The sequence below is a fragment of the Frateuria sp. genome (genome assembly GCF_035695185.1).
GTDB lineage: Bacteria > Pseudomonadota > Gammaproteobacteria > Xanthomonadales > Rhodanobacteraceae > Frateuria_A.
In genome coordinates this window covers 1-19,189 of sequence record NZ_DASSES010000062.1, presented here as the reverse complement: position 1 = coordinate 19,189, position 19,189 = coordinate 1, and the positions used below count along the sequence as shown (strand labels likewise).

Here is a 19,189-nt window from a genome sequence, read left to right as displayed (position 1 = left end):
GTAAAGGCGTGGCCCGAGCCTCCGTCTCGAGCCCCGTCCCGGTCGAACACCCCCGATGGCCGCACAGCGGTCGGCGTCCTGATCATTCCCGTGCGCGGTACCCGCCCACCGCCCGGGGGCAAGCCTGTCGAGCCCTCGGTGTGCCTGAGGGGTGGTGTCCCCCCTAGATATCTCCATGCAGCGCCTGCAGCGCCGCGAGGGCGGCAAGCCCGGCCGTCTCGGTGCGCAGGACGCGGGGGCCGAGCCGCAGGCCGGCGAAGCCGGCTGCCTCGAGGCAGCTGACGTCGCGTTCGCCGAGGCCGCCTTCCGGTCCCACCACCAGCAGGCCCCCGGCCGGTCCAAACGCGAGATCACGAAGCGACCGGCTGCCTTCGGGCAGGAGCGCCAGGCGCAAGGCATCGTCGTGTGGCAGGGAACCCAGCCAGGCGTCCAGCGACTGCGCGGGCAGGATCGACGGCAGCCGCGCGCGGCCACTCTGTTCGCAGGCGCTGGCCGCGACGGCACGCCAATGCGCCAGGCGCTTTTCCGCCCGTGCCGGATCCAGCCGGACCTCCGAGCGCTCGGTGAGCAGTGGCACGATGCGCGCCACGCCCAATTCGGTCGCCTTCTGCACGATCAGGTCCATTTTCTCGCCGCGGGCGACGCCCTGGGCGAGCGTGAGCGGCAGGGGTGACTCGTTGGCGACCGCCTGCTTTCCCACGACCCGCGCGCGCACTTCGCGCTTGCCCACGTGGGTGAGGACCGCCGCATAGTCGCTGCCGTCACCGTTGAACAGTACCAGTGCAGCGCCTTCGCCCAGGCGCAGCACGCGCGCCACGTGGTCGCCGGCCTGCGGCGGCAGGCTGAGTTCGAGGTCGGGCGCGAGAGCGCCGTCGACGTGGATACGGATGGTGCGCATGAAGGTCCTGGCGGCGTTCAGAGTGGAGCTCGGATAGGGCCCCTGGCCCGAGCCCGAAAAAGGTGGCGCCTGCGGGCGGGCTCCTGCAACCGGTCCATTCAGGCCACCGCGCGCTCGATCCCGGCAACGGCAACGTCGACCAGGTGGTCGATCTCGCCGGTGGTGACCACGTAAGGCGGCATGAAATAGACCACGTTGCCCAGCGGCCGCAGCAACGCGCTGTTGGCAAGCCCGTGCAGGTAGACGCGCAGGCCTCGCCGCTCGGTGGCCGGCCAGGGCATGCGGGTGCGTTTGTCGGCGACCAGTTCGATCGCGGCGATCATGCCGGTCTGTCGAACGTCGGCCACGTGCGGATGGTCACGCAAAGGCGCCAGCCGTCGCGCCAGGTGCGCAGCCAGGACGCGGTTGCGCTCCAGCACCGGCTCGTCGCGGAAGATCGCCAGCGTCTCCAGCGCGACGCGGCAGGCCAGCGGATTGCCGGTGTAGCTGTGCGAGTGCAGGAATGCCTTTCCGGCGCTGTATTCGGCGTAGAACGCCGCGTACACCGCGTCGGTCGTGAGCACCGCCGATAGCGGCAGCGTACCGCCGGTCAGGCCCTTGGAAAGGCACATGAAGTCCGGTGCCACCCCCGTCCCACGGCCAGGCTCGCCACAGGCCTGATCGCAGGCGAACAGCGTGCCGGTGCGCCCGAAGCCCACGGCGATCTCGTCGGCGATGAAGTGCACGTCGAACGCGTCACACAGGCGGCGCAGGCCGGTCAGGTAGTCGGGGTGGTACATGCGCATGCCGCCGGCGCACTGCACCAGCGGCTCGACGATCACCGCGCAGGTCTCGTGGGCATGGCGTTCCAGCAGCGCACGCAGTTCCTCCAGCCGGCGCGCGGCGACCTGCGCCGGCGTCTCGCCCGGCTCTCCCTCGTAGGCATCCGGCGAAGGCGCCAGGATCGGCGTCAGCAGCAGCGGCGCATAGGTCTTGCGGTAAAGCGCCACGTCGCTGACCGAGAGCGCACCCAGCGTCTCGCCGTGGTAACTGCCGGTCAGCGCGATGAAACGCGTCTTCTCGCCGTGGCCCTGGTTGAGCCAGTAGTGGAAGCTCATCTTGAGCGCCACTTCGATGGCCGCCGAACCGTTGTCGGCATAGAACACCCGGTCGAGCCCCGGCGGCGTGATGCGGACCAGTTCCTCGGCCAGCGCGATGGCCGGCTCGTGCGTGAAGCCGGCGAAGATCACGTGCTCGAGCCGCTGCGACTGGTCGGCAAGCGCCGCGGCCAGGCGCGGGTTCGCATGGCCGAACAGATTGGTCCACCAGGAACTGATGCCGTCCAGGTAACGGCGCCCGTCCGCATCGACCAGCCAGGCGCCTTCGCCGCGCACGATGGGCACCATCGGGATGCTCTCGTGATCATGCATCTGCGTGCAGGGATGCCATACGTGCTTCAGGTCGCGCGCGGCCAGCGCGGTGTTGCCGGCAGTGGCCGGCGCATCGGGGAAGGGGGTGTCCATCCGGCTATGATCGGCGTTGCGGCATGGCCGCTCAAGCTCGAGGACCGACGTGAAACTCTCGCGCGCCGCCTGGCTGCTCGTCGCCATCGCGTTGCTGTTGGTGATACTGGTGCTGTTCCTGCCCGCCCGCTGGGTGGCGCCACTCGTGCAACCGCGCCTGCACGGCATGACGCTGGAGGACGTGCACGGACTCGTCTGGAATGGCACGGCGGATCGGCTGCGCGGCCTGGACGGCCGGCCGCTGGGGCGGTTGCGCTGGCAACTGTCGCGCAGCGCGCTTTGGGGACGCCTGGATCTGCGGCTGGACCTGGCCGGGCCCCGGGTGGATGCCCGAGGCCACCTGCAACGTGACGCGCAGGGGCGGCCGGTCTGGAGTGAGGTCTGGCTGCGTACCAACCTGGCCGGGTGGGCGCCCCGACTGGATTCCTCGCTTGGTGCCCCGCAGGGCACGTTGACGGCAGAGTTGCAGCGGGTCGTGCTGCAGGGGAGCTGGCCGATCGAAGCGGAAGGCCGGATACAGTGGCGCGACGCGGTCATGAAGACGCGCACCCTGAGCGTGGCACTGGGCGATCTGGGCACGAACCTGGATGGGGCCAACGGCGTACTCGCCGGCCGCCCGCACGATCTGGGCAGGGGGCCGCTGCAGGTGGATGGCCAGTGGCAGGCCAGCCCCCTTGGCTGGCGCCTGGACCTCCTGCTGCAACCGCGCACCACCGATCCGGCATTGCGCCGCTGGCTGGCGCGCCTGGGCCGTCCGGAGGCGGACGGCTCGGTTCATCTCCATCGCCGCGGCGGCCTGGCCGCCAGCATGCCGGAAACCGCCCGATGAGCTACGACGCCGAGCACGCCCTGTCCGCCGCCCGCGAAGCCGCCGCGGCCGCCGCGGACATCATTCGGCACTACTGGCACCGCGGCGTGGCGGTCGAATGGAAGGCCGACGCCACGCCCGTCACCGTGGCCGACCGCGAAGCCGAGCAGGCGATCCGCGCGGTGCTGGCCAGGGCGCTGCCACAGGCGGCGATCCATGGCGAGGAATACGGCCTGGAGGGCGGCCGCGACGGCCTGCTCTGGCTGGTCGATCCCCTCGATGGCACCAAGAGCTTCGTGCGCCACACGCCGTTCTTTTCCACCCAGATCGCGCTGATGGACCGGGGCGAACTGGTGCTGGGCGTCTCCAGTGCGCCGGTCTACGGCGAGACCATGTGGGCACGTGCCGGTGCCGGTGCCTGGCTCGACGGCGAACGCGTGCAGGTGGCGCGTACCACCGCCATGGCGCAGGCGGCGCTCTCCATCGGCAACGTGCGGACGCTTACCGCCGATGCGCGCTGGGACGCGCTCGGCGCCCTGATTCGCGACAGCAACCGCATCCGCGGCTACGGCGACTTCTGCCATTACCACCTGCTCGCGCGCGGTGGTCTCGACCTGGTCGTCGAGTCGGACGTGAACATCCTCGACGTCGCTGCGCTGGCGGTGATCGTGCGCGAGGCCGGCGGCGTGTTCACCGACCTGGATGGCCAGGCTCCGGGCCTGGAAACCACCAGCGTGCTGGCCGGCGTGCCGGAGATCCACGCCCAGGCGCTTGCACGCCTGCATCATGAAACCGCGGGCTAGAATGTCCTGATGCGCAAACCACCGATCATCCATGCCACCCGCGAATGCGTCGACAGCCGCTTCCTGCGCGTCGAGCAGCTGGACCTGGAATTCTCCAACGGCGAACGGCGCACCTACGAGCGCCTGCGCGCCAGTGGCCTGGGAGCGGTCATCATCGTGCCGATGCTGGACGACGACACCGTGCTGCTGGTCCGCGAGTACGGTGCCGGCGTGGGCCGCTACGAGCTCTCGCTGCCGAAGGGCCGGCTCGATCAGGACGAGACCGCCGAACAGGGTGCCAACCGCGAGCTGAAGGAGGAGATCGGCTACGGCGCGAACCACCTGAAGATCCTGCACAACCTGTCGCTGTCGCCCGGCTACATGACGCACATGGCGCACGTGGTGCTGGCGCAGGATCTCTATCCCGAACGCCTGCCCGGCGACGAACCCGAGGAGTTGGACGTGGTCCCATGGAAGCTTTCCGAACTGCACACCCTGATCGTCCGTGACGACGTGACCGAAGGCCGCTCGATCGCGGCCCTGTTCATGGCGCGCGAGTACCTGGCCGGACGGTTCCAGCCATGAGCTTTGTCGCACCCGAATCCGGCCTGCTGGCCGAGGTGAGCGCGATCGCACGCGAAGCGGGCAACGCGATCCTGGCGATCTACCGCGACGAGTTCGCCGTCGAACACAAGGACGACGCCTCGCCGCTCACCGCCGCGGACCTCGCCGCGCAGCGCGTGATCGCCGCCGGCCTGGCGCGCATCGCGCCGGACGTGCCGGTGTTGTCGGAAGAGGCGCGCGCCGCGCCGTGGGAACAGCGCCGGTCCTGGTCGCGCTACTGGCTGGTCGATCCGCTCGACGGCACCCGCGAGTTCGTCAAGCGCAACGGCGAGTTCACCGTCAACATCGCGCTGATCGAGGATCACCGCCCGGTCCTCGGCGTGGTACTGGCGCCGGTCACCGGCGAGCTGTATGCCGCAGCCGACGGCCAGGGTGCGTGGCTGCAGCAGCACGCCACCGGTCAGTGGCAGTCGATCGGCGTGCGGGCGCTGGCCGCGCCCGCGGTGGTGGCCGGCAGCCGCTCGCACGGCAACGATACGCACGCGTTCCTCGACGCGCTGCTGGGCACGCCGTACCAGCCCTTCCCGATGGGCTCCTCGCTGAAGTTCTGCCTGATCGCCCGCGCGGTGGCCGATCTCTACCTGCGTCTGGGCCCGACCAGCGAGTGGGACACCGCGGCTGCCCAGTGCGTGCTGGAGCAGGCCGGCGGCGCGGTGCTGGACCTGTCCGGCGAGCCGCTGCGCTACAACACCAAGGAATCGGTGCTCAACCCGGAATTCCTGGCCGTGGGCGACCGGAGCGTGGAATGGAAGGCGCGGCTGGGCAAGGCGAGGCCGGCCTGACGGATGGCCGACCGTTACACGCTCGACGACCTGCTCGGGATCATGGTCCGCCTGCGCGATCCCGAGCGGGGCTGCCCGTGGGACCTGCAACAGGACTTCGCCTCGATCGCCCCCTACACCATCGAGGAGGCGTACGAAGTCGCCGATGCCATCGACCGCGGCGACCTGGACGATCTGCGCGATGAATTGGGTGACCTGCTGCTGCAGGTGGTGTTCCACGCACAGATGGCCCAGGAGCGGGGGGCGTTCGATTTTGGCGACGTCGCCCACGCGATCGCCGACAAGATGCGCCGGCGTCACCCGCACGTGTTCGGTGACGAGCACTTCGAGGACGTGCCGGCGCAGACCCGCGGCTGGGAGGCCATCAAGGCGGCCGAACGCGCTGCCCGGGGCGAGACGCACGATGCCAGCGCGCTGGCCGGTATCTCGCGCGGACTGCCGGAGTGGAAGCGCGCGACCAGGCTGCAGCAGCGTGCGGCCAGTGTGGGTTTCGAGTGGCGCGAGCCCGGGCCGATGCTCGACAAGCTGGCCGAGGAAGTGGACGAGGTCCGCGCCGAATTCGCCAGCGGTGCGGAGGCCGGGCGGCTGGAGGACGAACTGGGCGACGTCCTGTTCGTGACGGCCAATCTGGCCCGCCATGCGGGCGTCGATTTCTCGCGCGCCCTGCGCCGCGCCAATGCCAAGTTCGAGCGGCGCTTCCGCCACATGGAGGAACTCGCCGCGGCGGAAGGTCGTCCGCTCGCCGAGCGGAGCCTGGCGGAGCAGGAAGCGCTCTGGCACCAGGCCAAGCAGGCGGAATGATGCAGGGTGGGCCGAGGCCCACCTTGCGCAGCACCGTTCAGCGGTCAGCGTGTCGCCGGCGTCTGCGCCTGCTGCCACTGCGCACGCATGCGCTCGCGGTCGGCGCGCATCTTCGCCTCGTTGGCCAGGTTCTCGGACAGGCTCCTGCGCAGCGTGGCGATCGCCTGGTCGACATTGGCCGGCCGTGCCTGCAGGCGGGCCAGCCGGTGGTAGGCGTAGGTGCGCAGGCGCGGGTCCTGCGACTTGGCGAGCACCTCGTTGTAGACGCCGGTCAGTTCCTTCTCGCGGCCGGCCTGCCGGTATAGCCGCTCCAGCGCGTGCAGATCGGCCATCGCGCCCATGGCGTGGCCGCGTTCCATGCGCATGTGGCGCAGGTGTTCACGCATCGGTCCGTGCCGCGGCGCGGGCAGGGTATGCGCCGGCGGCGTGGGCGGCGCGTCCTGGGACATGGCCAGTGGGCTGGCCAGCAGCAGGGCGAGGGCAGGGGCGAGCAGGGTACGGGATGCCATGCATGGAGCTCCGTTCGGATGGTGTTCCGGAAAACGCGACCCGGACGGGCGCGTTGACTGCAACCCTGCGGGCCCCGCGTGCATCCAAGGGGTGTCCATTCAGCCAAGCGGAGTCTTCCATGCGCCTCATCCTCGCTTCCCTGTTCCTGCTCGCGCCGCTCGCCGGCCAGGCGGCCGATCGCTGCCCCTTCGAGGCCCCGCGCAATATGAGCGTGGACCTGGCCGGCGTGCGCGGCGTACAGATCGAAGTGCGCAGCTTCGACCTGCACGTGACCGGCCGGGCCGGTGCCGGCAAGCTCGACGTACACGGCCGGGCCTGCGCGTCCGATCGCGAGCGGCTCGAACAGCTGGTCGTCACCCAGCGCCGCGAGGGTGACCAGCTGATCCTCGAGCTGGGCGATGGCCACGGTGCCTTCCACCTGTTCGGCGGCGGCGAGTCCGACCTCGACGTCAACGTGGAGCTTCCGGCCAATCTGCCGCTGACGGTCGACGTGGGCTCTGGCGATGCCGACGTCAGTGGCGTCGGTCAGCTGCAGAGCCACGTGGGTTCGGGCGACCTGCATGTGCGCAACGTGGCGGGGCACTTCGTCACCAGCGTGGGCTCGGGCGACGTCGAGGCGCACGACGTGGGCAGCCTCGAGGTGGGGTCGGTCGGCTCGGGCGATTTCACCGCCAGCGGGGTCCGGGGCGACGCACGCGTGGGCAGCATCGGTTCGGGCGACCTGACCCTGCGCGACGTGCGCGGGAGCGTGCACGCCGAAACGCTCGGCTCGGGTGACCTGGACGTCGATGGCGTGGACGGCGACTTCAGTCTCGGCGCCAAGGGCAGCGGCGACGTGAGCCACAGCAGCGTCAAGGGCAAGGTGGACGTGCCGCGCGACGACGATTGAGAATCATCGCTCCGCCGTGCGCGACCGCCATGCCGCATGGTCGCGCACGGGTGCGCCCTGCAGGGAAGGCTCGCGCCGTGCGACCGCTACCCCAGCCACCGCCACGCCAGGTACACCAGCGGTGCGCACACCAGCAGGAAGGGCACCGACACCCGATGCAACGCGCGCAGTCCCTGCGGCTGGCGAGCCAGCCGCAGGGCGATGAGGTTCGCCAGCGAGCCGATCGCCAGCCCGAAGCCACCCACGTTCACCGCCACCGCCAGCGCGATCGGATCGTGCGCGCGCTCCAGCAGCAGCACGGTGGCCGGCACGTTGCTGATCAGCTGTGATGCAAGGATGCCGGCCAGGTAGAGCGTGAGCGGCTGGCTGAAGTCCAGCCGGTCGAGTGCCGCATCCACCGGCGGCAGTTCCGCCAGGTGGCCGAGCCCGAGGAAGATCGCGGCAAAGGTGAGCAGGAGCAGCCAGTCCACCCGCGCCAGGCTGCGCCGCGCGACGAGTGCGTACACCAGCACCAGCACGCCGGCACCGAAGACCGCATGGCCGTATTCCATCAGCACCACCATGGCCACCAGCGCCACGGTCGACAGCGCGGCCAGGCCACGGGCTACCGGCTGGCCGTCCAGCGCCCGCGGGGCCAGCGCGACACGCTCACGCGGCAGCCAGCGCCAGGTCAGCGCCCACACCAGTGCGAACATCACCGCCGACGCCGGCAGCATGGCGACGGCGAAGTCCGGAAACGTCAGCTGCCCGTGCTGCCACAGCAGCAGGTTCTGCGGGTTGCCGATCGGGCTCAGCGTCGAGCCCGCGTTCACCGCCAGCGCTTCCAGTACCACCATGCGCAGCACCGGCAGGTTGGACAGGCCGCCGATGGCCACCGTGAGCGGCACCAGCACGAACAGGCTGACGTCGTTGGTGAGGACCATGGACAACAGCGCGGTCGCGGTGACCAGCAACAGGCCCAGGCTGCGCAGCGAGTGTGCGCGCGCCGCGAGCAGCGCGGCGGCGTGCTGCACCAGCGCACTGTCGCGGATGCCCTGGATGGCAATCAGCAGCCCCGCCAGGCCGGCGAGGGTCGGCCCCTGCAGCCAGCGTTTCCAGGCCGCGGCAGGCTGCGGGTCGGCAAACGCCAGCACCAGCGTGAGCAGGGCGAAGGCGAGCAACAGCCACTCGGCCTTCAGCCGTTCCAGCCAGCGGCGCATCGTCATGGGTGCCGGCGCGGGCGGCCTACCACTCGCGCAGGCCTTCGACCTCGTACAGCCGCCGCCAGCTCGGCCGTGCGCGCACCAGGTCGGCCAGCCGCCGGAGCGCAGGCCACTCCGTCGCGGGCCGCGGCATGTTGCGCGACCACCGCATCAGCATGGTGAGCAGCAGGTCGGCGCCGGAGAAGCGTGCGCCCAGCAGATACGGGCCCTGCAACGCGACATGGGCGTCGAGCAGGTCCCACACGCTCTCGATCCGCCGCTGCAGCGCGGCGCGAACGGCCGGCGTGTCGTCCAGCTCCTGTGGATAGAACCAGAAGCGATAGGCGGACATCAGCGTGTTGCTCAGGTAGACGATCCACTGGTACCAGGCCGCCCGCTCCGGCGTGCCCGGCGGCGGGGCCAGCGGCGAGTCCGGGTGCCGCTCGGCCAGGAGCATCAGCAGCGCGGCCGATTCGCTCAGCGGTTGCCCATCGACGACCAGCGTGGGCACTACGCCGCGCGGGTTGAGCTCGAGATAGGCGGGATCCCGCTGCGCCCGGGCGTCCAGGTCGACCAGCTTGAGCACGTGTGGCGCGCCGGCTTCCAGCAGGGCCAGGTGCACCACCATGCTGGCGGTGCCGGGGGCGTAGTAGAGCGTGTACATGGGTTTCCTTGGCGGTCCGCTGTGCTGGGCGTGGCGAGCCTGCCCAGTATGAACGAGCAGGTCGTTGCTAGCGCCACGGGCTTCATTCCTCCCGCAGCAGCCGCATCGGCGAGGTACGGGTGACCCGGCGGGTGCCCGCCAGACCGAGCAGCATGATCACCATGGCGGCCAGCAGCGCAGCGCCAAGCAATGGCCACAGCGGCGGCACGAAGCCGTCCAGCCGGAACACCGCCCGCCCCAGCCACCAGCCGGCGCCGGCGGCGCCCAGGGCCGCGGTGAGGCCGGCGATCAGGCCGAGCATGGCGAACTCGCAGGCGGCCGCCAGCCGCAGCTGGCCGCGCCGGGCGCCCAGCGTGCGCAGCAGCGCGGCCTCGTGCCGGCGCTCGGCTGCGCTGGTAGCGAGCGCCGCAGCCAGCACCAGCGCGCCGGCCAGCAGGCTGAACCCGAGCACCCAGCGCACCGCGCCACCGACCTGCCCGACGATGTCGCGCACGCGATCGAGCAGCGCGTCCACGTCGACCAGGCTGAGGTTGCTGTAGTCGCGTGACAGCCGCGCCAGCGCGCGGGCATGCCCGCGCGGCAGGTAGAAACTGGCCAGCCAGGTATGCGGCAGGTCACTCGCATGCGCCGGGTCCAGCAGCAGGAAGAAGTTCACCCGGAACGAACTCCAGTCGACCTGGCGCACGCTGCCGACGGTGGCCTCGAGCGTGCCTTCGCCGACGTCGAAGCGCATGCGGTCGCCCGGTTTCAGCGCGAACATGTCGCGCCACATCGTGTCCACCGACACTTCGGCACGGGGCGGGTTGGCGCCCGCCCAGCGCCCGGCGATCACCCGGTTGGACGGTGGCAGCGTGCCGGTCCATGACAGGCGCAATTGGCGATCGACCCATTCCCTGGCGCGCGGATCGGCGAAATGCAGCCCGTCGACTGGCTTGCCGTTGATCGCGGTGAGTTTGCCGACGGCCAGCGGCAGCATGTTGAGTTCCTGCGCGCCGAGCTGTTCCAGGCGCTTGGTGAAATCCCCGCGCTGGTCATCCTGCAGGTTGAGCACGAACCAGTTGGGCGTGTCCGGCGGCAGCTCGCGGCGCCAGCCTTCCAGCAGGGCCGGCGCGACCACCGCGAGCAGCAGCAATGCGACCAGACCCAGGCTTAGCGCGGTGGCTTGCACCGTGCTCAGGCCGCGCCGCCGCGCCAGCGCGGCCAGGCCCAGCCGCAGCGCCGGGTGCGCGCCCGGCGCGATGCGCCGCGCGAACCACAGCAACACCAGCGCGAGCAAGGCGGCGAGCACCGCCACGCCGAGCAGGCTGGCGGCCAGGATGCCGGCGAGCCTGGCCGAGCCGCTCTGGCTCCAGATCAGCGCCAGCGCGACCAGCGCCGGCACGAGGTAGAGCGCATCCACGCGGCGCACGCGACGCGTCACGCTGGCGCGGAACACGGCTACCGGCGGCACCTCCGCCAGCCGGGCGAGCGGCGGCAGCGCGAAGCCCGCGAGCACCGCCAGGCCCATCGCAGCGGCACCCAGCGCCGGCAGCAGGGGCTGGGTGGTCGGCACGTGCACCAGCGACGCACCGGCCAGGCCCCAGGCGCCCTCGGCCAGGCCCCAGGCCAGCAGCACGCCGAGCAGCGCCGCAGGTAGCGCCAGCGCACCCAGAACGCCAAGCAGCAGGCCGAGCACGCGGGCGCGGGCGGTGCCCAGCGCGCGCAGCAGGGCGACCTCCGGGGTCTTGCGCCGGGCGTAGCGCTGCGCCGCCAATGCGATCGCCACGCCGGCCAGCAGCGCCGACAGCAATGCGGTCAGGCGCAGGAACGCGCCGGCGCGGTCGAACGCGCTGCGCATGCGCTCCTGGGTCTGCTCGGGCGTGATCAGGTCGGCTCCCTGCGGCAGGCGGCGCGCCTTGACCCAGGCAAGCCAGTTGCTCACCGCCGCAGGAGCCCCGGCCACCAGCAGCCGATGGCGTGCGCGGCTGCCCACGGCGAGCAGGCCCGCACGCTGCGCGTCGGCCAGGTTCATCAGCGCACGCGGGGCCAGCGCAACCAGCTCGCCACCATCCGGTTCGCTCACCAGTTCAGCGGCGACCTGGAAGTCCAGGCCCCCCAACTGGACGCGGCCACCCACGGCCACCTCGAGTGCGACCAGCGCACGATGATCGAGGTAGACCTGCCCCGGAGGCGGACCGTGGCCGGCCTCCGTACGACCGTGTCGGGCAAGTTGCAGCGTCCCGCGCAGCGGCCAGCTGCCGTCGACGGCGTCCACGTCCAGCAACTGGCTGCGCTCGCCGACGAAGGCCACGCTGGGAAAGCCGGCATTGCGCGTCACCGCCAAGCCGCGCTGGCGCGCCTCATCGGTGTACGCCGTAGGCAACGCCTGTGGCGCGGAAAGGCCGGCATCGCCGCCGATCAGCTCCGCGGCGCTGGCGAGCAGGCCACCTTCGACCCGGCTGGCCAGCGTGGTCACCACGCCCAGGGCCACCACGGCCAGCATCAGCGAGGCGGCCAGCGTGCGCAGCTCGGCGAGGTGCCATTCGCGGCGCAGGGTTCGCAGGGCAAGACGGAGCAGCTTCATGCGGCGGGCCACGCAGGAGCGCCCCCCGGCGCGACCGGTGCCTGCCTCGCGCCAAAGATGGCGGTGGTGCCCGGGGCTTCCCTCAAGGCGTCGCTGCACGTCATCGGGTGGCGGCCGGCGCGGCGACGCGGCCCTCCACCAGCTCCACGCCGCGCGCGCAGCGTGCGGCCAGCTGCGCGTCGTGAGTCACCAGGATCAGCGTGGTGCGATGGTCGCGGTTGAGCGCGAACAAGAGGTCGGCGACATGCCGGCCGGTGCGCTGGTCGAGGTTGCCCGTGGGCTCGTCAGCGAACAGCACGCGCGGGCCATGTACGAAGGCCCGCGCGATCGCGACGCGCTGCTGCTCGCCACCGGAAAGCTGGGCCGGGTAGTGGCGACGGCGTGCGTGCAGGCCGACCGCGTCGAGTGCCTCGTGCGCGCGCTCGCGTGCGTCGTCGCGCCCCTCCAGCTCCAGCGGCAGCATGACGTTCTCCTCGGCGGTGAGCGCCGGAAGCAGATGGAAGGACTGGAAGACGAAGCCGACCAGCCGCCGGCGCAGGTCCGCGCGGGCCTCCTCGTCCATCGCCTGCAGCGGATGGCCGTGGAGTCGGATCGTCCCGGCGCTGGGTACGTCCAGCCCGGCCAGCAGGCCAAGCAACGTGGTCTTGCCGGAACCGGAGGCGCCGACGATCGCGAAACTTTCCCCGGCGTGCACCGCGAGGCTCACGCCGGCCAGGATGTCCAGCCTTCCCTCGGGGCCGCGCACCGTCTTGCTAACATCGCCGGCCTCCAGAAGCGGTTGGGAAGGTTCGCTCATGCGTCGATTCCTCGGATGGCTGGCGGTGCTGTGGATGGGCTGGAGCGGCGCCGCGCTGGCGGCCGCGCCGAAGACGGTGCTGGTGCTGGGCGATTCGTTGTCGGCTGCGCACAACATCGCCACGAACCAGGGCTGGGTGCATCTGCTGGAAGTACGCCTGGGCAAGATGGAGCCGCCCTGGCGCGTGGTCAATGCCAGCATCAGCGGCGAGACCACCCTGAGCGGGCGCCACCACCTGCCCAGGCTACTGGCAAGTTACAGACCCGCCGTGCTGGTGCTGGAGCTTGGCGCCAACGATGGCCTGCGTGGCCTGCCCCTGGACGCGCTGGAGGACAACCTCGGCGCGATGATCGACATGGCCCGGGAGGCGCATGCCAGGGTGCTGCTGCTGGGAATCGAGCTGCCGGTGAACTACGGCCCGCGCTACCGGGACGGCCTGCGTGCCGTATACGCCGACCTCGCGCGCCGCAGACACACGGCGCTGGTGCCCTTCCTGCTCGAAAACGTGGCCCTTGACCCGTCGCTGATGCAGGACGATGGTTTGCATCCCACGGCGGCGGGCGAGCCGGTCGTCCTTGAAACGGTGTGGGCGCAGCTGGCACCGTTGCTGCGTTGAAGGACACTTCCGCGCACGAGCGGACTGGGCGCCAGAAACCGTTCTGAATCAAGGCTTAAAACTTTCACGCTGCTGTCACCCGCCGAATCGTTAGCTCTTCACATTTGTGAAAACAAGCAACGGAGGGACCATGAGCCTACGCGACGAACAGGCCGGCTTGATCCTGCTGGTAGAGGACAACCGCCAAATTGCTGAAATGGTTGGGGAATTCCTGGAGCGCCGGGGTTATTCGGTGGACTATGCGGCCGACGGCGTCAGCGGCCTGCACCTGGCCGTGTCGAACAGCTACGACGTCATCGTGCTGGACCTCATGCTGCCCGGCATGGACGGCCTGGACGTCTGCCGCAAGCTGCGCAAGGACGCCAAGAAGTCCACCCCGGTCCTGATGCTCACCGCGCGCGACACGCTGGAAGACAAACTGATCGGCCTGGAGGCCGGCGCCGACGATTACCTGGTCAAGCCGTTCGAGGTGCGCGAGCTGGAAGCGCGCCTGCGTGCGCTGATCCGTCGCGATCGTCGCCAGGTGTCCTCCGAGGTGCTTACCGTGGGCGACATGACGCTGGACACCGCCACGCTGCGTCTGACCCGGGGCGGGCAGGAACTGACCGTCTCGCCGATCGGCCTGAAGCTGCTCGCCATCCTGATGCGCGAGTCACCACGCGTGGTAAGCCGGCGCGACATCGAGCGGGAGATCTGGGGCGACACGCTGCCCGATTCGGACACCCTGCGCTCGCACCTGTACAACCTGCGCCGCGTCATCGACAAGCCGTTCGACCGACCGTTGCTGCACACGATCCATTCGGCCGGATACCGCCTGGCCGACCTGGAGACGGAAGTGGCGACGGCCACCGCCTGAGCGGGGTGAGCGTCGCAACATCAGGCATGGACAGGGGATTGCTACAGGAACAGGGCGAAGGAAGGAGGCGGGCCGGCGCGTTCCATCGTCGGCTGGCGCTCATCTTCGGCCTGCAACTGCTCGGAGTGATCGTCTGCGTCGCGCTGGGGCTTTTCGATGTCGCGCCACCGGCCGCGGTGCTGGTGCTGCTCGCCATCATCAGTGCCCTGGCCTGGCTGGCCGCGCGCCGCGCCTGGCGCCCGGTCGGCCGGCTCGCGCGCGTGGTCGATGCATGGGAGGACGAGCCCGACCTTGACGCGCTGGCGCCCACGCGGCTGTCCGACCGGGCCGATGCCGACGTGGTGACGCTGGCGCGCGGCCTGCACGGCTTTGCCACGCGCATCGCCGGCTACAACCTGCGCGAGCGCAACTTCACCCGCGACGCCAGCCACGAACTGCGCAGTCCGCTCACCGTTATCAAGATGTCGGCCGACATGCTTTCGGACGAGGCCGAACTCAGCAAGTTCGGCGTGCGCTCGGTCAAGCGTATCCAGCGCGCCACGCGCGAGATGGAGGCGTTGATCGAGGCGCTGCTGATCCTGGCCCGCGAGTCGGACGTGGGCGCGGGCGAGGAGGAGTTCGTCGTCAACGACGTGCTGCACCGTGGCATGGACGACCTCAAGCAGATGCTCGAAGGCCGTGCGGTGGACCTCCAGCTGGAGGAGCCGGCGCGCTTCGCCCTGCGCGCCTCGCCACGGGTGTTCATGGTGTTGTGCTGGCAGCTGATCCGCAACGCCAGCCAGCAGGCCGATCACGGCACGATCCTCATCACCGTGCTGCCGGGGGCGGTGGCGGTGTCCAACCGCGTGGAGGATGCGCCGGCGATCGACCGGCACGGCTTCGAGCTGGCGATTGCCCAGCGGATCAGCGAGCGCTTCCACTGGCCACTGGAACTGCAGACCCGCGACGGCAGCGAACACATCGCCAGCATCCACTTCCCGGAAACCCTGCCGGCCTGAGCAGGACGCAACCGTGCGCGACCGGCAGCCTCGCGGTCGCGCGAGGGTGGTGCACTCGACGGGAAAGTCAGCCCCCGAGCGAGGGCGACACGGCAAACCGGCAACCGGTCTTGGCCTCGACCTCATCCAGGGTTACCCCTTCGTTGAGCTCGATCAGCGTCAGGCCCTTGCCCTTCTCGACCTCGAACACGGCCAGGTCGGTAATGATGAGGTCGACCACTTCCTTGCCGGTGAGCGGCAGATCGCACTGCGGCTTGATCTTCGGCGAGCCGTCCTTCGCCGTGTGCTCCATCAGCACGACCACGCGCTTGACGCCGCTGACCAGGTCCATCGCACCACCCGGGCCCTTGACCATCTTGCCCGGCACCATCCAGTTGGCCAGGTCGCCGGTGCAGGAGACCTCCAGGCCGCCAAGGATCGACAGGTCGATGTGCCCACCGCGGATCATCGCGAAGGAATCGGCGCTGGAAAAGAAGCTCGAGCCGGGAAGGGTGGTGATGGTCTGCTTGCCTGCATTGATCAGGTCGGGGTCGACCTTGTCGTCGGTGGGGAACGGGCCGATGCCGAGCAGGCCGTTCTCCGACTGCAGGATCACATCCATGCCCTCGGGAATGTAGTTCGCCACCAGCGTCGGGATGCCGATGCCGAGGTTCACGTAGAAGCCGTCGCGCAGCTCCTTCGCGGCGCGCCGGGCCATCGCGGCGCGGGTCGGGTTTTCCTTGCCGGTATTGGCACCGGCGACGGTGCGGAACTCGATGCGCTTCTCGTACTTCGCGCCCTCGACGATGCGGTCGACGTAGATACCCGGCACATGGATGTTGTTGGGGTCGAGCTCGCCGACCTCGACCAGGTGTTCGACCTCGGCCACGCAGACCTTGCCGCAGGTGGCGATCATCGGATTGAAGTTGCGCGCGGTCTCGCGGAACACCAGGTTGCCCAGGCGGTCGCCCTTCCACGCCTTGACGATCGAGACGTCGGCGTGGATGGCTTCCTCCAGCACGTACTCCTTGCCGTCGAAGACCTTGGTCTCCTTGCCCTCGGCGAGCTTGGTGCCGAACGCGGTGCGCGTATAGAAACCGGGGATGCCGGCGCCGCCGGCGCGCAGCTTCTCGGCCAGCGTGCCCTGCGGGGTGAGATGCAGCTCCAGCTCGCCCGACAGCACCTGGCGCTCGAATTCCTTGTTCTCGCCGACGTAGGAGGCATACACGCGCTTGACCTGGTGGGTCTTGAGCAGCGGTCCCATGCCGAAGTCGTCCACGCCGGCGTTGTTGCCGACGATGGTCAGCCCCTTGGTGCCGGCTTCCAGCAGCGCACCGATCAGGTTCTCGGGGATGCCACACAGGCCGAAACCGCCGGCGGCGATCGTCATGTCGTCGAACAGCAGGCCGTCGAGGGCCGCCTTCGCGCTTGCATACACCTTGTCCATAGCAGTGCCTTCCGGATGGAGAGTCAGCTGCCAAGGATACGATGGAACACGCGCCGGCCGCGTCGTACCAAGGTCGCAAGCTGTGTCGCGTCGGGCCGCGGGAACGTGCGGCACGGCGCTCGCCGCTCGCCGCGACGACGGGCCGGCGAAGGAACTGCCGCCGTGCCCGCTGGGAAAACCGGATGGCTGGATATACTCCCGTCGCCACTTGCCGGGAGACGTCCAAGTGAAGCCGCTGCGCATGTTCGCCGCCCTGACTGCCCTGGGGATCGCTGCCATGAGTCATGCTGCCACCACGCCCGTGCTGGTCATTCACGGGGGCTCGGGGGTGATCAGGCGCGGCATGGATCCGGCCAGGGAAAAGGATGTCCGCGCGGCACTCGCCCGTGCGCTCGAGAGCGGCTACGCCCGGCTCAAGGCGGGCAAGCCGGCCCTGGACGGCGTTACCGCCGCGCTGACCGTGCTGGAGGACGATCCCAACTTCAATGCCGGCAAGGGCTCGGTATTCACCCATGACGGGCGCAACGAGCTGGACGCGGCGATCATGGACGGCCATACACTGCGTGCCGGCTCGGTCGCCGGCGTGCACCGGGTGAAGAACCCGATCCTGCTGGCGCGCGCGGTGCTCGAGAAATCGCCGCACGTGATGCTGGTCGGCGACGGTGCCGAGGCGTTTGCCCGGGAGGCGGGCATCCCGCTGGTCGATCCCTCCTACTTCCGTACCGAGCAGCGCTGGCAACAGTTGCAGAGGGCGCTCAAGGAGGATCGCGATGGCACGCCGCATTCGGACCTGGAAACGGCCCGGCACTTCGGCACGGTTGGCGCCGTCGCGCTGGATGCGCAGGGCCGCCTGGCCGCCGGCACCTCCACCGGCGGCATGACCGACAAGCGATGGGGCAGGGTGGGCGACTCTCCGATCATCGGCGCCGGTACCTACGCCGATGCCGACTGCGCGGTCTCGGGCACCGGCTGGGGCGAGTTCTACATCCGGACGGTGGCGGCGCACGCGATCTGCATGCGTGTATCGCTGATGCGCGTGCCGCTGGAGCGCGCCGCGGCCGAGGTGATCAACCAGGAGATTCCCGGGCTGGGCGGCAACGGTGGTGCCATCGCGCTGGACGCGAAGGGCGACATCGCCATGCCCTTCAATACCGACGGGATGTACCGCGGCTGGATCGGCGGCGACGGCGTGCCGCACGTCGCGATCTACGACGACGAACCGGATGCGACCCCGGCGGCACCGGACACCTCCGGCGGGTGAGTCGATTCGTCGAGGCTTCCTCGACCGTCACGGCGCCGCCTCGCAGGCCACTTCGCATCGGAACCATGCCATGGCGGCGGGGTAGTCGATCGTCATGGCGAAGTGCCGGAACACGTTGGCGCCCAGGGCTCCCTCGACCGGTTTGTCCATCATGCTGGCCATGTATTCGTGGTAGGCCCGGTCGGGTTGCTCGGTAAACCAGACCGGCCCCACCCTCCAGCCGGCCACCTCGATTTCAGGGACCTCGATGATGCGGCTCGGGCGGGACGGCCGCAGGTCATCGCCCCTTTCCACCACGCGCCAGTCCGGGTGGGCGCTGTGCCAGCGGTCGACCATGCTCGTGGCGATGAAGCTGGTCACACCGTAGCCGTCCACCGTCGGCGTGGCACTTTCCTTCCTGCCGGCGGCGGTCGGATGGGCGGTGGCGCCGGTGTCGAGCAGCATGTCGACCGGCTGGCCATCGACCCGGATCGTAATGCGCGCAAAGCCGCTTTCAGGATGGCCGCCGGCATCACGGGGGAAGCCGAGAGGTGTGGCATGGGCGGCCGGATCGGGGCGCCAGTCGCTGCCCTCGAGCGAGAGGCGCTGCGCGGGGTAATCGAAGGTCCACACGTGCCCCTGCAAGTAGCCGGCGCCAAGTTGCCCGTCGCCGTTGATGGCGTTCGGCTTGGTCTGCGGGTTGACCAGCAGCACCCGGCCGCAGGGCGAGGCCGGCGGGGGCAGGCCTCGCCCTGGCTTGAATGCGGGCAGCTTCGCCACGGAAAGGCGTTCCTCGCCCAGCGCGCACGTCGTCTCCTTCAGGTGCAGCCGTTCCGCGCTGGCGCCGGTCAGCCAGTACAGGCCAGCGGCTCCGCCTCCGCCGGTGTCGACCACCAGCCGCAAGGCCTGCCCGTCGGCGGTTTCCGGCGTCGCAAAGAAATGCCCGGCCTGGAAGTGGGTCGGGATGACCTGGGTTGGCCGGGACGGGTGGGCTGCCGGTGCGCCCGCCAGTGCCACCGTGGCAAACAGGGCAAGGGTGAATGGCATCGCCGGGTCTCCGTGAATGGCTACAATGGCCCCGAGCATGGCGGGCGGCCCCAGCGGCCGCATGTGCCGGTCGCACCATCCACACGCCCCTGGAGCACCGATGTCCATTTCGTTGATCGCCGCACTGGATGAGAACTTCGCCATCGGCCGAAAGGGGCAACTGCCCTGGCACCTGCCGGACGACCTGCGCTGGTTCAAGCAGCTGA

General features: G+C 70.1%; 20 protein-coding genes and 1 pseudogene. 11 read left to right on the top strand and 10 right to left on the bottom strand.

Going from position 1 to position 19,189, the window contains the following annotated elements:
• Positions 1 to 163: 163 nt before the first annotated feature.
• Together VFH59_RS04405 and VFH59_RS04400 are read right to left on the bottom strand one after the other, a co-directional pair.
• The gene (locus VFH59_RS04405; protein ID WP_325163669.1) at positions 164 to 898 is read right to left on the bottom strand and encodes a 16S rRNA (uracil(1498)-N(3))-methyltransferase; all 735 of its coding nucleotides are present in this window, start codon (positions 896 to 898) and stop codon (positions 164 to 166) included.
• A 98-nt stretch (positions 899 to 996) separates the two neighbouring features.
• Positions 997 to 2,400, bottom strand: a complete 1,404-nt coding sequence (locus tag VFH59_RS04400; protein WP_325163668.1) for an adenosylmethionine--8-amino-7-oxononanoate transaminase — start codon at positions 2,398 to 2,400, stop codon at positions 997 to 999.
• A gap of 49 nt (positions 2,401 to 2,449) precedes the next feature.
• Here VFH59_RS04400 and VFH59_RS04395 point away from each other — a divergent pair, with 49 nt between their 5' ends.
• Genes VFH59_RS04395 through mazG form a run of 5 tightly spaced genes read left to right on the top strand, consistent with a single transcriptional unit; the run spans position 2,450 to position 6,197 of the window.
• On the top strand, positions 2,450 to 3,229 hold the full coding sequence (locus VFH59_RS04395) for a type II secretion system protein N (protein ID WP_325163667.1): 780 nt from the start codon (positions 2,450 to 2,452) through the stop codon (positions 3,227 to 3,229).
• Positions 3,226 to 4,011: an inositol monophosphatase family protein gene (locus tag VFH59_RS04390; RefSeq protein WP_325163666.1), complete on the top strand. Its 786-nt coding sequence runs from the start codon at positions 3,226 to 3,228 to the stop codon at positions 4,009 to 4,011. The genes VFH59_RS04395 and VFH59_RS04390 overlap by 4 nt, the downstream gene beginning before the upstream one ends.
• Positions 4,012 to 4,020: 9 nt before the next feature.
• On the top strand, positions 4,021 to 4,575 hold the full coding sequence (gene nudE / locus VFH59_RS04385; protein WP_325163665.1) for an ADP compounds hydrolase NudE: 555 nt from the start codon (positions 4,021 to 4,023) through the stop codon (positions 4,573 to 4,575).
• Positions 4,572 to 5,396 (top strand): 3'(2'),5'-bisphosphate nucleotidase CysQ, encoded by an 825-nt coding sequence (cysQ, locus tag VFH59_RS04380; protein ID WP_325163664.1) that lies wholly within the window; start codon positions 4,572 to 4,574, stop codon positions 5,394 to 5,396. Before nudE ends, cysQ begins: the two co-directional genes overlap by 4 nt.
• Before the next feature lie 3 nt (positions 5,397 to 5,399).
• On the top strand, positions 5,400 to 6,197 hold the full coding sequence (gene mazG, locus VFH59_RS04375; protein WP_325163663.1) for a nucleoside triphosphate pyrophosphohydrolase: 798 nt from the start codon (positions 5,400 to 5,402) through the stop codon (positions 6,195 to 6,197).
• Between the two features lie 44 nt (positions 6,198 to 6,241).
• On the opposite strand, the gene VFH59_RS04370 is transcribed toward mazG, so the two are convergent.
• A complete protein-coding gene (locus VFH59_RS04370) occupies positions 6,242 to 6,706 on the bottom strand; it encodes a hypothetical protein (RefSeq protein WP_325163662.1) in 465 nt (154 codons plus the stop codon).
• Between the two features lie 119 nt (positions 6,707 to 6,825).
• Here VFH59_RS04370 and VFH59_RS04365 point away from each other — a divergent pair, with 119 nt between their 5' ends.
• Positions 6,826 to 7,596 (top strand): DUF4097 family beta strand repeat-containing protein, encoded by a 771-nt coding sequence (locus VFH59_RS04365; RefSeq protein WP_325163661.1) that lies wholly within the window; start codon positions 6,826 to 6,828, stop codon positions 7,594 to 7,596.
• Positions 7,597 to 7,682: 86 nt separating this feature from the next.
• Here the strand turns inward: VFH59_RS04365 and VFH59_RS04360 are convergent, their stop codons facing one another.
• The 4 genes from VFH59_RS04360 to VFH59_RS04345 form a co-directional block, all read right to left on the bottom strand.
• Complete coding sequence (locus VFH59_RS04360) at positions 7,683 to 8,801, bottom strand: SLC13 family permease (protein WP_325163660.1); 1,119 nt, start codon at positions 8,799 to 8,801, stop codon at positions 7,683 to 7,685.
• Positions 8,802 to 8,820: 19 nt separating this feature from the next.
• Complete coding sequence (locus tag VFH59_RS04355; protein ID WP_325163659.1) at positions 8,821 to 9,441, bottom strand: glutathione S-transferase family protein; 621 nt, start codon at positions 9,439 to 9,441, stop codon at positions 8,821 to 8,823.
• Between the two features lie 82 nt (positions 9,442 to 9,523).
• The gene (locus VFH59_RS04350) at positions 9,524 to 12,004 is read right to left on the bottom strand and encodes an ABC transporter permease (protein ID WP_325163658.1); all 2,481 of its coding nucleotides are present in this window, start codon (positions 12,002 to 12,004) and stop codon (positions 9,524 to 9,526) included.
• A gap of 100 nt (positions 12,005 to 12,104) precedes the next feature.
• Positions 12,105 to 12,800, bottom strand: coding sequence for an ABC transporter ATP-binding protein (locus VFH59_RS04345; RefSeq protein WP_325163657.1), 696 nt, complete (start codon positions 12,798 to 12,800; stop codon positions 12,105 to 12,107).
• Here VFH59_RS04345 and VFH59_RS04340 point away from each other — a divergent pair.
• The 3 genes from VFH59_RS04340 (at position 12,799) to VFH59_RS04330 (ending at position 15,270) form a co-directional block, all read left to right on the top strand.
• On the top strand, positions 12,799 to 13,416 hold the full coding sequence (locus tag VFH59_RS04340; protein ID WP_325163656.1) for an arylesterase: 618 nt from the start codon (positions 12,799 to 12,801) through the stop codon (positions 13,414 to 13,416). The two genes, VFH59_RS04345 and VFH59_RS04340, sit on opposite strands and share 2 nt — an antisense overlap.
• A 130-nt stretch (positions 13,417 to 13,546) precedes the next feature.
• Positions 13,547 to 14,272, top strand: coding sequence for a response regulator transcription factor (locus VFH59_RS04335; protein WP_325163655.1), 726 nt, complete (start codon positions 13,547 to 13,549; stop codon positions 14,270 to 14,272).
• Between the two features lie 26 nt (positions 14,273 to 14,298).
• Positions 14,299 to 15,270, top strand: a complete 972-nt coding sequence (locus tag VFH59_RS04330) for a HAMP domain-containing sensor histidine kinase (RefSeq protein WP_325163654.1) — start codon at positions 14,299 to 14,301, stop codon at positions 15,268 to 15,270.
• A gap of 67 nt (positions 15,271 to 15,337) precedes the next feature.
• Here VFH59_RS04330 and VFH59_RS04325 read toward each other — a convergent pair whose 3' ends face one another.
• Together VFH59_RS04325 and VFH59_RS04320 are read right to left on the bottom strand one after the other, a co-directional pair.
• Positions 15,338 to 15,967: a 3-oxoacid CoA-transferase subunit B gene (locus tag VFH59_RS04325; protein ID WP_325163675.1), complete on the bottom strand. Its 630-nt coding sequence runs from the start codon at positions 15,965 to 15,967 to the stop codon at positions 15,338 to 15,340.
• Between the two features lie 93 nt (positions 15,968 to 16,060).
• Positions 16,061 to 16,696: pseudogene (locus tag VFH59_RS04320) on the bottom strand (CoA transferase subunit A); the annotation flags it as partial.
• A 277-nt stretch (positions 16,697 to 16,973) separates the two neighbouring features.
• Between VFH59_RS04320 and VFH59_RS04315 the strand changes: the two are divergent.
• Positions 16,974 to 17,957, top strand: a complete 984-nt coding sequence (locus VFH59_RS04315; protein WP_325163653.1) for an isoaspartyl peptidase/L-asparaginase — start codon at positions 16,974 to 16,976, stop codon at positions 17,955 to 17,957.
• 27 nt (positions 17,958 to 17,984) lie between these two features.
• Here VFH59_RS04315 and VFH59_RS04310 read toward each other — a convergent pair whose 3' ends face one another.
• The gene (locus tag VFH59_RS04310; protein ID WP_325163652.1) at positions 17,985 to 18,983 is read right to left on the bottom strand and encodes a hypothetical protein; all 999 of its coding nucleotides are present in this window, start codon (positions 18,981 to 18,983) and stop codon (positions 17,985 to 17,987) included.
• 100 nt (positions 18,984 to 19,083) lie between these two features.
• On the opposite strand from VFH59_RS04310, the gene VFH59_RS04305 reads away from it, so the two are divergent.
• The coding region (locus VFH59_RS04305; protein WP_325163674.1) for a dihydrofolate reductase at positions 19,084 to 19,189 on the top strand (106 nt) is incomplete at its 3' end.

Coding starts and splice junctions, on each gene's coding strand:
- VFH59_RS04340 (WP_325163656.1), top strand. CDS start 12,799: ATGCGTCGATTCCTCGGATGGCTGGCGGTGCTGTGGATGGGCTGGAGC.
- mazG (WP_325163663.1), top strand. CDS start 5,400: ATGGCCGACCGTTACACGCTCGACGACCTGCTCGGGATCATGGTCCGC.
- VFH59_RS04405 (WP_325163669.1), bottom strand. CDS start 898: ATGCGCACCATCCGTATCCACGTCGACGGCGCTCTCGCGCCCGACCTC.
- VFH59_RS04390 (WP_325163666.1), top strand. CDS start 3,226: ATGAGCTACGACGCCGAGCACGCCCTGTCCGCCGCCCGCGAAGCCGCC.
- VFH59_RS04315 (WP_325163653.1), top strand. CDS start 16,974: ATGAGTCATGCTGCCACCACGCCCGTGCTGGTCATTCACGGGGGCTCG.
- VFH59_RS04310 (WP_325163652.1), bottom strand. CDS start 18,983: ATGCCATTCACCCTTGCCCTGTTTGCCACGGTGGCACTGGCGGGCGCA.
- VFH59_RS04355 (WP_325163659.1), bottom strand. CDS start 9,441: ATGTACACGCTCTACTACGCCCCCGGCACCGCCAGCATGGTGGTGCAC.
- VFH59_RS04345 (WP_325163657.1), bottom strand. CDS start 12,800: ATGAGCGAACCTTCCCAACCGCTTCTGGAGGCCGGCGATGTTAGCAAG.
- nudE (WP_325163665.1), top strand. CDS start 4,021: ATGCGCAAACCACCGATCATCCATGCCACCCGCGAATGCGTCGACAGC.
- cysQ (WP_325163664.1), top strand. CDS start 4,572: ATGAGCTTTGTCGCACCCGAATCCGGCCTGCTGGCCGAGGTGAGCGCG.
- VFH59_RS04360 (WP_325163660.1), bottom strand. CDS start 8,801: ATGACGATGCGCCGCTGGCTGGAACGGCTGAAGGCCGAGTGGCTGTTG.
- VFH59_RS04350 (WP_325163658.1), bottom strand. CDS start 12,004: ATGAAGCTGCTCCGTCTTGCCCTGCGAACCCTGCGCCGCGAATGGCAC.
- VFH59_RS04325 (WP_325163675.1), bottom strand. CDS start 15,967: ATGGCCCGGCGCGCCGCGAAGGAGCTGCGCGACGGCTTCTACGTGAAC.
- VFH59_RS04365 (WP_325163661.1), top strand. CDS start 6,826: ATGCGCCTCATCCTCGCTTCCCTGTTCCTGCTCGCGCCGCTCGCCGGC.
- VFH59_RS04335 (WP_325163655.1), top strand. CDS start 13,547: ATGAGCCTACGCGACGAACAGGCCGGCTTGATCCTGCTGGTAGAGGAC.
- VFH59_RS04330 (WP_325163654.1), top strand. CDS start 14,299: ATGGACAGGGGATTGCTACAGGAACAGGGCGAAGGAAGGAGGCGGGCC.
- VFH59_RS04400 (WP_325163668.1), bottom strand. CDS start 2,400: ATGGACACCCCCTTCCCCGATGCGCCGGCCACTGCCGGCAACACCGCG.
- VFH59_RS04370 (WP_325163662.1), bottom strand. CDS start 6,706: ATGGCATCCCGTACCCTGCTCGCCCCTGCCCTCGCCCTGCTGCTGGCC.